This is a genomic window from Pseudonocardia sp. Ae331_Ps2, from assembly GCF_001932405.1.
GTDB lineage: Bacteria > Actinomycetota > Actinomycetes > Mycobacteriales > Pseudonocardiaceae > Pseudonocardia.
The window spans coordinates 3,489,252-3,500,973 of the sequence record NZ_MCIM01000001.1 but is presented as its reverse complement, the minus strand read 5'-3'; the positions used below and the strand labels follow the sequence as shown (position 1 = coordinate 3,500,973).

Sequence of the window (11,722 nt, the reverse complement as noted above, 5' to 3'; positions counted from 1 at the left end):
CCGCGTGGTCGAGGTAGGGCCGATTCGCGGTGAGCGACCAGGACAGGTAGCCCGCGGCGTAGCGCCGGTCGGCCATGTCGGCGCACGGGGTGAAGCTGTCCTCGCCCGCGGGATCGAGCAGGCCGGCGGCGACCAGCGCCCCGAGGAAGGACCGTGCCCCGGCCTCGGGGACCGAGGCGAGCGCGGTGACCTCGGCCAGGGAGAACGGGGCCTCCCCGTCGAGCAGCGTGGAGATGCCGACGTTCTCGGCGATCTCCAAGAGCGCGGCGTCGGCCGCGAGATCGGCGGCGATTTCTCGGACTGAATTCGTGGTCATTCGTCGTCTCCCCATGTCGGACAGTGAGGTGTTCTCAGTAGCGGGTTGATCATGTCGTGCGGTCGTACTCGGTGTGGAGTAGTACGAGCGCAGCTGCGGTGATCGCGCCGGTGCGCCAGGGACATAGCGTGACTCGCCGCAACGCGGCGAAGGTGGTCTTGAGCAGGGCGTTTCCGCGTTCGGCCAGAGCACGAAGGGCTGAGTGCAGGGTGTTGACGGTGCGCTGGTTGACCGTCTGCCCGCGGCCGGGGGCGGGTTTGATGGGCACGGTGAGCCGGTCGGCTTCGCCTTCGTAGCCGAGGTCGCCCAGCGCGGCGTGGGTGTCGTCGGTGAACGCGGCCAGGCCCTCGAGCAGCCCGGGGTGGGTACGGGCGCAGCGGGTGTCGTGCTCGCGGCCCGGCCGCACGTCGCTGGTCCATAGCGGCCATCCATCAGGTGCGGTGAGGACCTGGATGTTCCCGCCGTGGCGGCGGTGCTTGCCCGACCACCACAGGTCGACCCCGGGGGTGAGGCCGAGCGCGCGGCACCGGTCGGTGGCGATCAGGGTGCCGTCGAGATTCACGTGGGTGTGCCCGGCTGTGCGGGCGGCGAGCAGGGCTCCGTGCAGGCCGGGTGCGGCCGCGGCGAGGACGTCGATGCCTTCGTGCAGGTAACGGTAGGCCGTTGCAGTGCTGATCGCGTTGTCACCGGCCAAACATCGGACCCGGGTAGCATCACAGAACCAGCGGATCACCAGCACTGCCTGGGCGAACGGGGTCAACGCCCGCCGCCGGGTGCCACGTCGACGGCGTTGAAGGACCAGGAGCCGCGCCAGATAGGCCACGGTGCGCTCCCCGATCGGGAGGACAGCGGTGTAGGTGACAGGATCAGACATGCAGGACCTCGGTGACGGTGTCGATCTGTGCTGGACCGAACCGATCTACCGGGGTCCTGCCCCGTTCCCGCTCATCTCACCACCCTCGGCGTGTCGCCACGACCTGCCACCCCGCTACTGAGAACACCTCACTGTCCAGAATACGGTTCTCACGTTTCCTGGATGGCGGTCAACGTTACGCGTCGGTTACTGTTGGACCGCTCTCGGGCGGGACTCAGCACCGGTCGAAGAAGTCGTCGAGCACGGGTACGCCGAAACGCAGGGCATCCACCGGAACACGCTCGTCGACACCGTGGAAGGCGGCCGGGAAATCGAAGTCGGCCGGCAGCTTGAGTGGGGCGAAGCCGTAGCAGGCGATGCCGAGCCGGCTGAAGTGCTTCGCGTCCGTACCCGCGGGCAGCAGGTACGGGATCACACCGGCGCCCGGGTCGTGGCGGGCCACGCTGGCCGCCATCGCGTGCGTGAGCGGGGTCGGGAAGTCCGTCTCGACCGCGACGTCCCGATAGAAGATCTCGCACGTCGCGTTCGGCCCGACCAGCGCGACGAAGGACGCGATGAACTCGTCCTCGTGCCCCGGCAGGAACCGGCAGTCCAGCTCGGCGCTGGCCAGGCTCGGGATCACGTTGGTCTTGTTGCCGGCGCTGATCAACGTCGGCGACGCGATGTTCTGCAGCGACGCGCCCACGATCCGTTCGAGCGGGGAGATCGCCTTGAGCAGCGCGTCCGGGTCGTCCGGGTGGAACTGCTCGTCCAGCTCGGCGGACAGCGCGTCGATGAACTGCCGGGTCGTCGGTGTGAGCTGGACCGGGAACCGGTGCTCGCCGACCCGGTGCATGATCTCACCGAGCTGCGCGATCGCGTTGGAGGAGTTGAGCATGGAGCCGTGCCCGGCGATCCCCTTCGTGGTCACCCGGAACCAGATGACCCCCTTCTCCGCGGTCTCCACCAGGTAGAGCCGGCGGCCGTTCGGCAACGTCGCCGAGAAGCCGCCGACCTCACCGATCGCCTCGGTGCACCCCTCGAACAGCTCCGGTCTGTTGTCCACCAGCCATCGCGCGCCGAGCCGACCTCCGTTCTCCTCGTCGGCGACGAACGCGAGCACGACGTCGCGCGCCGGCGGGCGACCCGCCCGCATCCGCGCCCGGACCACCGCCAGCATCTGCGCCGCGAAGTACTTCATGTCGACCGCCCCACGGCCCCACAGGCAGCCGTCGGCGATCTCCCCGCCGAACGGGTGGTGGCGCCAGAGCGCGGGCTCGGCCGGCACGACGTCGGTGTGGGCGTGCACCAGCAGGCCGGGCCGCTCGGGATCGGCCCCGGGCCAGCGCGCCATCACCGTCGTGCGGCCCGGGCGCGGCTCGATCAGCTCGACGTCGAGACCCACCTCGGTCAGCAGCCCCGCCGCGTACTCGGCGGCGAGCCGCTCACCGGGCCCGCGGTCGTCGCCGTAGTTGGACGTGTCGAACCGCATCAGGTCGCGGCAGATGGAGACGGCCTCGTCCTCGGCACTCATCGGCGCGCTCATCGAGCGGGGCCCTTCGGCAGGTCGACCTCCGTGAGCGGGCCGGGCCCCTCGACCGCGGGTGTGACCGACTCCAGCGACCTGCCGGTGGTCCGCGGGCCGAGCACCAGCACGTTCACGATCAGGACGGCGAGCGCGGCGGCGACCACGCCGAACACGAACTCCGGCCCGATGACCAACGCGGGGAGCAGGACGTAAGGCAGTGCGGCCGTGGTCAGCCGGCTGATCGAGTACGCGACGCCGGCACCGGTCGCCCGGAGGGCCGTCGGATAGATTTCGCCGTGATAGACGTGGTAGGCATTCGAGTAGATGTTGCTCACCAGCGTGAAGATGAATCCCCACAGGATGATCGTGGCGGGCGACTGGGCGTACCCGAAGAGCAGCCCGGCCACCGCCATGCCACCCGCGGTCACCGCGATCAGCACCTTGCGTTCCACGCGTTCCACGATCGGTAGGGACAGCGCCGAGCCGAGCGGGTAACCAATGAAGATGAACCCGAGATAGGCCAGGGAGGCGACGATCGAATAGCCCTTCGCGGCCAGCACCAGTGGGGCGATGGTGCCGAATCCGTAGTAGCCGAACGCCGAGCAGAAGTTGAGCACCCAGGCCATGGTGGTGGTGCGCCGAAAGCGAGGGGCGAAGATGGCCGACAGCGGCATCTTCTCGGCAACGGTCGGACTCTCCGGTTTCCGCTCGGGTTCCGGCAACACCTTTCCGCTCGCGCGGGCAGCGTCCTCCCACTTCGTCATCAGCGCGTCCGCCTCGTCGTGGCGACCGACGGCCTCCAGCCAGCGGGGTGACTCCGGCAGCATCCGCCGCAGCACCCAGACGATCAACGCACCGAGCGCACCGAGGATGAACATCCACCGCCAGCCGTCGACGCCGAATGGGCTCAATGGCACGAGAATGCTGGCCAGGAACCCGGCCGTCGGCACGCCGAGGAAACCCACGGTGTAGGCGAGCGCGGTGAACCGGCCGCGCAGCCTGGCCGGCAGCAGATCGGCCAGGTAGGCATCGGCCAGTGCCAGCTCGGCACCCAGGCCCACTCCGGCGAGGAATCGCGACACCACGAGCACCTCGACGTTCGGAGCGAGGCCACCCACGAGCGAGAAGAACGAATAGATCCCGAGATTCAGCAGGAACGCCCGCCGCCGACCGATCCGGTCGGCCACTCGGCCGAGGAAGATAGCTCCGATGAACTGGCCGACGAACGCGCTCGCCAACACCGCCTTCAACGGGTCCGCGCCGAGCTCGAAATGCTGCTTGAGCACGCCGGAGAGCGTGCCGGCGAGGAAGACCTCGTAGGTGTCGAAGAACAGTCCGAGGCCGACGCACACCACTGCCATGACGTGCAGCCGGGTGATCGGCATTCGGTCCAGCCTCGCCGATATCGTCATCGCATCAGACATAGGAGCCTCGTTCCGTCAAGGAGTCTGCCTAACGAATTAACACAACCTTGTGTCAGCTGTAACATGTGGCGCAGCGATCACTCGCCGGCGCCGCCCCCGTCGACTACCATCGGCGAGTCTTCCTGCGGCGCGCACCTTTGGATATGGCCAATGAGGTGTTCTCAGTAGCGGGGTGGCAGGTCGTGGCGACACGCCGAGGGTGGTGAGATGAGCGGGAACGGGGCAGGACCCCGGTAGATCGGTTCGGTCCAGCACAGATCGACACCGTCACCGAGGTCCTGCATGTCTGATCCTGTCACCTACACCGCTGTCCTCCCGATCGGGGAGCGCACCGTGGCCTATCTGGCGCGGCTCCTGGTCCTTCAACGCCGTCGACGTGGCACCCGGCGGCGGGCGTTGACCCCGTTCGCCCAGGCAGTGCTGGTGATCCGCTGGTTCTGTGATGCTACCCGGGTCCGATGTTTGGCCGGTGACAACGCGATCAGCACTGCAACGGCCTACCGTTACCTGCACGAAGGCATCGACGTCCTCGCCGCGGCCGCACCCGGCCTGCACGGAGCCCTGCTCGCCGCCCGCACAGCCGGGCACACCCACGTGAATCTCGACGGCACCCTGATCGCCACCGACCGGTGCCGCGCGCTCGGCCTCACCCCCGGGGTCGACCTGTGGTGGTCGGGCAAGCACCGCCGCCACGGCGGGAACATCCAGGTCCTCACCGCACCTGATGGATGGCCGCTATGGACCAGCGACGTGCGGCCGGGCCGCGAGCACGACACCCGCTGCGCCCGTACCCACCCCGGGCTGCTCGAGGGCCTGGCCGCGTTCACCGACGACACCCACGCCGCGCTGGGCGACCTCGGCTACGAAGGCGAAGCCGACCGGCTCACCGTGCCCATCAAACCCGCCCCCGGCCGCGGGCAGACGGTCAACCAGCGCACCGTCAACACCCTGCACTCAGCCCTTCGTGCTCTGGCCGAACGCGGAAACGCCCTGCTCAAGACCACCTTCGCCGCGTTGCGGCGAGTCACGCTATGTCCCTGGCGCACCGGCGCGATCACCGCAGCTGCGCTCGTACTACTCCACACCGAGTACGACCGCACGACATGATCAACCCGCTACTGAGAACACCTCAATGACATCGGAAATGGACCGTTTTCCGACCGATATCCTCGGCGTGCTCGGAGACTGGTCGGCCGGCAGCGGGCCGCTCCACCTGCGCATCGCGGCGGCGGTCCGCGACGCGATCGAGTCCGGCGCGCTGCTGCCCGGGCGGCGGCTCCCGTCGGAGCGTCAGCTCGCCGACCAGCTGGCCGTGAGCCGCACGACCGTCGTCGCGGCCTACGACCGGCTGCGCGGCGAGGGCCTGCTCGTGAGCAGGCGCGGCAGCGGCACCCGGGTGAGCCTCGAGGCGCGGCCCCGGCGCGAGTTCACCGCGGCCGTGCCGGAGGGCCGCACCACCTCGATCGTGCGCCGGCTCATCACCGGGCAGAAGGACGTCATCTCACTCGCCATCCCCGACTGGGACGACAGCGCGGGGATCGGCCAGGCGGTCCGCGAGACGGTCGAGTCCGACCTCAAGGAGCTGCTGTCGGGCACGGGCTACCAGCCGCGCGGCCTGCTCACCCTGCGGGAGGCGGTCGCCGACTCCTACACCCGTGCCGGGCTGCCCACCAGCACCGACCAGATCCTGGTGACCAACGGCGCGCACCCCGCGGTGCTGCTGGCCACCCAGCTGTACGTGCGGCCGGGGGTGAGCGTCGTCGTGGAGAACCCGAGCTGGCCCGGCTACCTCGACATCTTCACCAACGCCGGTGCGCAGCTGGTCGGGGTGCCGCTCGACGACGAGGGCATCGACGCCGTCGAGCTGGACCGCACGCTCGCCGAGCGGCCGCCCGCGTTCGTCTACGTGATGCCGACCTACCAGAACCCCACCGGCATCCTCATGTCGCAGGCCCGCCGGCAGGCGCTGGCCCGCATCACCGCGCGCCACCGCGTCCCGGTGATCGAGGACCACTCCTACATCGGGTTGGCCCACGGCGACACGCCACCACTGCCGATCGCCGCGTACGGCGCTCCGCAGGCCGAGGTCCTCACCGTCGGGTCGCTCGACAACGCCGTCTGGCGAGGACTGCGGGTCGGCTGGCTGCGGGCGTCCGCCGACATCATCGACTCCCTGACCTACCGCAAGAGCCTCATCGACCTGGGCGGCCCGCTGCTCGACCACGCCATCGCCGCCCGGCTGCTGCGCCGTCACGGCTGGCCGATGGCGACCCGCTCGGCCGAGCTGTCGCACCGGCTCGACGTGCTGGAGGAACTGCTGCGCGATCGCTTGCCGAGCTGGCGCTGGCGCCGCCCCGACGGCGGGATCGCGCTGTGGGTGACGCTGCCGCGGCCGAACGCCACCGCCTACGCCCAGCTCGCCCTGCGCCACGGCGTGGAGGTGCTGCCCGGCCCCGCGCTGGACGCCACCGGTCGCGACGACACCCACATCCGCGTCCCGTTCACCCAACCGTCGCACGTGGCCGCCGAGTTCGTCGATCGGCTGGCGCTGGCGTGGGCCCAGCTGGAACGGTCGTGAGGTGGGTAGCGCGCTCGACGAGGACTGGCCCGAGGTCCGCGGGCTGTGTGCCGAGGTGCGCCGCGACGTGCCCGTCATCGTCCCGGAGATCGTCACGCACATCCGGGCGGCGTCGCCCGACTACGAGCACGTCCCGCGCGCCGACCACGAGAAGCACGTCGGTGAGCAGTTCCGCGGCCTGCTCGACGGGCTCGCCGCCCGGTGCCCGCCCACGGCGGCGCAGACCGAGGCAGCCCGGGAGCTGGGGCGGCAACGGGCCCGGCAGGGGGTGCGGGTCGAGGAGATGATCGGCGCGTACCACGTCGGCTACCGCGAGATGTGGAACGTGCTGCTGGCCAGGGCCGACGAGCGGGAGCCACCGCTCGCGGCGCACCTGGTGCGCGTCGTGGACCTGTGGTGGACGTGGATCCGGCTGATCAGCAGTGCCTCGGCCGATGCGCACGCCGAGACCCTGCGTTCCCAGCACGCCGTGCAGATCACCATGACGCACCGGTTCCTGGAGATCCTGCGCGCCGGCGAGGACCCGTCGGGTGAGGCCGTGCACCTCGCCCGTGCGCTGACGTTCGACCCGGACGGGTCGTTCCAGGCCGTCTGCTTCCTGCTGCCGAGCCGGCCCGAGGACGGGCTCGACCAGCTGCGCCAACGGCTGCGGCGGCTGCCGGGCACGATCCACTCCGCCACCCGCGGAACGCACGGCGTCGTGCTGTGCCAGGCCGCCGCGGCCGACCTGGTGACCGCGACGGTGCACGAGGCGCTCCCCGGGGAGGCCGTCGGCATCGGTCTGCCCCGGCCGGGCCTGGCCGGGGCCGAGGCCAGCATCGTCGATGCCGAGCGGGCGCTGGCCGTGGCGGGCGCCGGCGAGGCGGTGCTGTTCGGCGAGGAGTGGCTGCCCGCGACGTTGCTGCCGCACGGGCCACGGCTCGCACCGCTGCTGCAGGTCGGCAGCGACGTCGCCGCCGATCACCCTCATCTCGCCGACGCCGTCCTCGGGTACGCGGAGTGCGGGTTCTCGATCACGTCGGCCGCGAAGTCGCTGAACCTGCACCCGAACTCGGTGAAGTACCGCCTGGACCGCTGGACACAGCTGACCGGCTGGGATCCGCGCGAGGTGCGCGGCCTGCTGAACTCGTGGATCACCCTGCGGATGCGGGAACGGTCGCGTACCGGACGAGCAACGCGATGACGCCGACGCCGACCGCGCAGATGACCATGCCGATGTGCATGCCGGTCACCACTGAATCGGCGGAGCTCATGATGCCGCCCAGCACCGCGACGCCCAGCACTCCGCCGAGCTGGCGGCTGGCGTTGAACACGCCGCTGCCCGTGCCGGTCAGGCCCGGTGGGGGGCTGACCACCGCGAGCGAGGCCGTCGGTGGGAGTGCCAGCCCGCTCCACAGGCCCTGCAGGGCCATCGCGGCGCCGAGCACCCAGTACGGCGAGGTGGCATCGCACAGCAACATGAGCAGGAAGCCGGGCACCCCGACCAGCGCGGCCAGGTAGACCGGCACGCTCAGCCCGCGCTCGATCATCAGCCGGCTGGTGAGCAACGGCGGGGCGAGCGCCGTCGCGATGGTGATCGGGAGCAGCTGCAGGCCGGCGACCAGCGCACTCGTCCGGTGCACGGTCTGCAGGTAGATCGCGAGCAGGAACAGGGTGCCGAAGAAGACGAACTGGAACACCAGCCCGTTGACGGCGGCGACGGTGAACCGGCGATCGCTGAACAGCCGCGGCGGGACGAGCGGATGGGCGCTGCGGGCCTGGACGACGACGAACGCGGGCACCGCCAGCACGACGATCGCCCCGGCGGCCAGGATCAACGGCGACGTCCAGCCGTACGACGGGCCCTCCATCAGGGCGAACGCCAGGGCGCCCAGCGCCGCGATCGCCAGCACCTGCCCCCACCCGTCGATCGGACGGCGCGGCCCGCGCGGGATGTCGGTGATCGTGCGGCGGGCCAGCAGGTAGATCCCGACGCAGATCGGCACGTTCACCACGAAGATGGCCCGCCAGCCGAGTGTGTCGATGAACAGTCCGGAGATCAACGGGCCCGCGGCGAGCGCGGCCGCGCCGGTGCTGCCCCAGATCGCGACGGCGCGCGACCGGGCGGCCGGGTCGGCGAACAGGTGCGGGATCAGCCCGAGCAGGGCCGGCAGCAGCAGTGCCGCCGCGACCCCCTGCAGCAGCCGGAAGCCGATCAGCAGCTCCAGGCCCGGCGCCAGGCCGCACAGCAGCGAGGTGACCGCGAAGCCGAGCACACCGAACCGGTAGGCACGGTCGTTGCCGAGCCGGTCTCCGATCGCGCCACCGCACAGGATCAGCGCGGCCACCGCCAGCGTGTAGCCGTTGACGACCCACAGCAGCCCGCTGAACGAGCCGCCGAGCGACTCCTGGATGTGCGGGACCGCCAGGTTGACGATGTTGGTGTCCAGCATGATCACGAAGTTGCCCAGGCACACCGCGAAGAAGCCGAGTGACCGCCGTCGAGTCGGTCCGGCTCCGATCCCGACCTCCACATGCTGCGACATGCACCCAGCGTCTCCCTCGACGGCCGACCGGGTAATGCACTCGACCACGATTTTCCGGGCCACGAGTTCGTGGAAACCACGAACACCCGGCTCGACGCCGCGTCGCCCGTCAGCGGAAGAGCGCGATGTTCTCGGTGACCCAGTCGTGGAGGGTGAGCGGCGCCCGGCCCGTGACGCGCTCGACCGTGTCGAACACCGTCCGGTCCCACTCGACCGACTGGCGCTTCAGCTCGAGGAGCGCCTCGAGCCGCGGCCCGCCCCAGCCGCGCTCGGCGTACTCGGCCCGGGCCTCGGCCGGGGTTCGCTCGACGTGCGCGACGGGCCGGCCGACGACCTCGGCGACGACCTCCACCATGCGGGCCGGCGAGATGGCCTCACCGCCCGTGATCGGCAGAGCCGCGCCGAGGTGGTCGTCGGTGAGGAGCGCCCGGTACGCCACCGAGGCGATGTCACGCGGGTGGACCATGGCGGACGTCGGATCCCCCTGGGTGGTGTGGACGACGCCGTCCGACGCGACGGACCGGGCGTACTGACCCACGAACGACATGAACGTGCCGGGTCGCAGGATGGTCCACCGCATGCCCGACTCCCGCACCACGTCCTCACCGCTGCTGTGGCCGAGGCTCAGGGGGTCGGTGGCGCCGAACTCGACCCCGCTGGTCGAGAGCTTCACGAGCTTGCCGACGCCGGCCGCTCGGGCCGCCGCGACGAGGTTCGTCTCGTGCACAGGGCCTTCGTGCCCGTAGCCGGGCGGGACGACGAACACGGTGTCCACGCCGGTGAACACGCCGTCCAGGCTCTCGGGGCGTTCGAGGTCACCTCCGACGACCTCGACCCCCTCGGGGAGGTCGGCCTTCTCGGGGAACCGGGTCAGCGCGCGGACGGGTTCGCCGGCGGCCACGAGCTGCGGGACGAGCTCGGAGCCGACGGTGCCGGTGGCACCGGTGATCAGGTACATGGGTGTCTCCTTCGTGGAGGGGTGGAACAGGGGGAGGTGGGGGTCAGGGCGTGCCGGGGGCCGCACCGTCGGGGGCCGCACCTTCGGGGGCCGCACCTTCGGGGGCCGCACCGTCGGCCGTCGCGTCCTCGGGCAGTCGGGTGCTCGGGAAGAACAGCGAGACCACGAACCCGACGACGACGACCGGGACCATCGCGGCGAACACGGAGGCCCCCAGGGACCTGCCCATCTGCCGCAGCATGGTCGTGACGCCGTGGACCGCGCCCATGTCGTGGGTTCCCCCGCCGCTGCGCGCGGCGACGGTGAGCGCCTGCTGGTTGAGCCCGGCCGCGACGCCGAACATCAGCAGGTACAGGATCGTCAGCGGGAGCGGCGACGCCGGACCGGCGGTGACGAAGAGCAGCGCCGTCAGGGCGAAGAGAGCCATGCTCGCCGGCGGGTACCAGCGGAACGAGCCCGTGCGCCCGATGAGCCGGGCGCTCCCGTACTGGCTCACGACGACGGCCAGCATCATCGCCGCGAGGATCACGCCCGACTCGCCCGCACCCAGCCGGTCGACCGACTGCAGCCAGAGCACGAGGTAGTTGATGCTGCCGAGGCCGACGAACCCGGCGATGACGTCGACCACCGAGACCACGCTGATCGTCCGGTTCCGGAAGAGCGAGAGTGGGATGACCGGATCGGCCGCGCGCCGCTGCGACAGCACGAACGCGACGACGAGCAGCACCGAGGCCATGCAGAGACCGATGACCACGCCCGGGCTCCGCGGGTCCGACCTGCCGGCCTGGTTCGCCAGGAGGTTGAGCGCGACGATGGCCGAGGTCAGCAGCACCGCGCCCAGGTGGTCGATCCGCACTCGACCGGGCGCGGATCGCGGAGGCAGGTGCAGCGTCGCCGAGACGATCGCGATCACCGCCAGCCCGATCGGCAGGTTCATCAGGAACGTCCAGCGCCAGCCGAACAGGTCCGTGACGACACCACCGACGGTCGGCCCGGCCAGAGAGGCGACCCCGACGGTGACGGAGATCCAGCCGTAGTACCTCGCGCCCGCTCGCGGCGAGAACATCTCGCCGATGATCGCGAGCACGCAGACGAACAGACCGCCGCTGCCGACGCCCTGGACGACGCGGAACGCGACCAGCTGCCCCATGGTCTGCGCGAGACCGGAACCGGTCGAACCGACGAGGAAGACGACGACGGAAACGACCAGCACCTGCTTGCGGCCGAACAGGTCACCCCACTTGCCGCAGATCGGTAATGCGACCGTACCACCGATGAGATAACCCGCGGTGACCCATCCGAACTGGTTCAGGGAACCCAGGTCGCCGACGATGCGTACCAGCGCGGTGGCGACGACCTGAGCATCGAGCAATGACAGGAAGACGGCGGCCATCAGCGCCACCATGATGGTGCGCACCCGAGTGGAGGACAGATCCGCCGTCAGCGAACCGGAACGAGGCGTGGACACGACGACATCCCTACGAGATGGTCGACCGGCGCTCGGCCCTCAGCACGAACACCAGGTCAACGGCATGGTCAG

9 protein-coding genes and 1 pseudogene are annotated in these 11,722 nt (G+C 70.5%); 3 read left to right on the top strand and 7 right to left on the bottom strand.

Features of this window, described 5'->3' with window-relative positions; translation table 11 throughout:
- The 4 genes and pseudogenes from Ae331Ps2_RS16815 to Ae331Ps2_RS16800 form a co-directional block, all read right to left on the bottom strand.
- Positions 1-316 (bottom strand): annotated as a pseudogene (locus tag Ae331Ps2_RS16815) (hypothetical protein); the annotation flags it as partial.
- Positions 317-365: 49 nt separating this feature from the next.
- Positions 366-1,190 carry a transposase family protein gene (locus Ae331Ps2_RS16810; RefSeq protein ID WP_075329690.1) on the bottom strand — a complete coding sequence of 275 codons (825 nt, stop codon included), beginning with the start codon at positions 1,188-1,190 and terminating at the stop codon, positions 366-368.
- Between the two features lie 214 nt (positions 1,191-1,404).
- Positions 1,405-2,703, bottom strand: a complete 1,299-nt coding sequence (locus Ae331Ps2_RS16805) for a M20/M25/M40 family metallo-hydrolase (protein ID WP_233147452.1) — start codon at positions 2,701-2,703, stop codon at positions 1,405-1,407.
- Positions 2,704-2,711: 8 nt separating this feature from the next.
- Positions 2,712-4,121, bottom strand: a complete 1,410-nt coding sequence (locus tag Ae331Ps2_RS16800; RefSeq protein ID WP_075306997.1) for an MFS transporter — start codon at positions 4,119-4,121, stop codon at positions 2,712-2,714.
- 282 nt (positions 4,122-4,403) lie between these two features.
- Between Ae331Ps2_RS16800 and Ae331Ps2_RS16795 the strand changes: the two genes are divergently transcribed.
- The 3 genes from Ae331Ps2_RS16795 (at position 4,404) to Ae331Ps2_RS16785 (ending at position 7,882) form a co-directional block, all read left to right on the top strand.
- The gene (locus Ae331Ps2_RS16795) at positions 4,404-5,228 is read left to right on the top strand and encodes a transposase family protein (protein WP_075329690.1); all 825 of its coding nucleotides are present in this window, start codon (positions 4,404-4,406) and stop codon (positions 5,226-5,228) included.
- Positions 5,229-5,295: 67 nt separating this feature from the next.
- Positions 5,296-6,699, top strand: coding sequence for a PLP-dependent aminotransferase family protein (locus tag Ae331Ps2_RS16790; RefSeq protein ID WP_337819527.1), 1,404 nt, complete (start codon positions 5,296-5,298; stop codon positions 6,697-6,699).
- Position 6,700: 1 nt separating this feature from the next.
- The gene (locus Ae331Ps2_RS16785) at positions 6,701-7,882 is read left to right on the top strand and encodes a CdaR family transcriptional regulator (protein ID WP_020628360.1); all 1,182 of its coding nucleotides are present in this window, start codon (positions 6,701-6,703) and stop codon (positions 7,880-7,882) included.
- Here Ae331Ps2_RS16785 and Ae331Ps2_RS16780 read toward each other — a convergent pair.
- From Ae331Ps2_RS16780 to Ae331Ps2_RS16770, 3 genes are all read right to left on the bottom strand, one after another.
- A complete protein-coding gene (locus Ae331Ps2_RS16780; RefSeq protein ID WP_083695661.1) occupies positions 7,833-9,224 on the bottom strand; it encodes a DHA2 family efflux MFS transporter permease subunit in 1,392 nt (463 codons plus the stop codon). The two genes, Ae331Ps2_RS16785 and Ae331Ps2_RS16780, sit on opposite strands and share 50 nt — an antisense overlap.
- A gap of 109 nt (positions 9,225-9,333) precedes the next feature.
- Positions 9,334-10,182: an NAD(P)H-binding protein gene (locus Ae331Ps2_RS16775; protein ID WP_075312206.1), complete on the bottom strand. Its 849-nt coding sequence runs from the start codon at positions 10,180-10,182 to the stop codon at positions 9,334-9,336.
- Between the two features lie 43 nt (positions 10,183-10,225).
- Positions 10,226-11,650 (bottom strand): MFS transporter, encoded by a 1,425-nt coding sequence (locus Ae331Ps2_RS16770; protein ID WP_075307829.1) that lies wholly within the window; start codon positions 11,648-11,650, stop codon positions 10,226-10,228.
- Positions 11,651-11,722: the final 72 nt, after the last annotated feature.

Coding starts and splice junctions, on each gene's coding strand:
- Ae331Ps2_RS16810 (WP_075329690.1), bottom strand. CDS start 1,190: ATGTCTGATCCTGTCACCTACACCGCTGTCCTCCCGATCGGGGAGCGC.
- Ae331Ps2_RS16805 (WP_233147452.1), bottom strand. CDS start 2,703: ATGAGTGCCGAGGACGAGGCCGTCTCCATCTGCCGCGACCTGATGCGG.
- Ae331Ps2_RS16800 (WP_075306997.1), bottom strand. CDS start 4,121: ATGTCTGATGCGATGACGATATCGGCGAGGCTGGACCGAATGCCGATC.
- Ae331Ps2_RS16795 (WP_075329690.1), top strand. CDS start 4,404: ATGTCTGATCCTGTCACCTACACCGCTGTCCTCCCGATCGGGGAGCGC.
- Ae331Ps2_RS16780 (WP_083695661.1), bottom strand. CDS start 9,224: ATGTCGCAGCATGTGGAGGTCGGGATCGGAGCCGGACCGACTCGACGG.
- Ae331Ps2_RS16775 (WP_075312206.1), bottom strand. CDS start 10,182: ATGTACCTGATCACCGGTGCCACCGGCACCGTCGGCTCCGAGCTCGTC.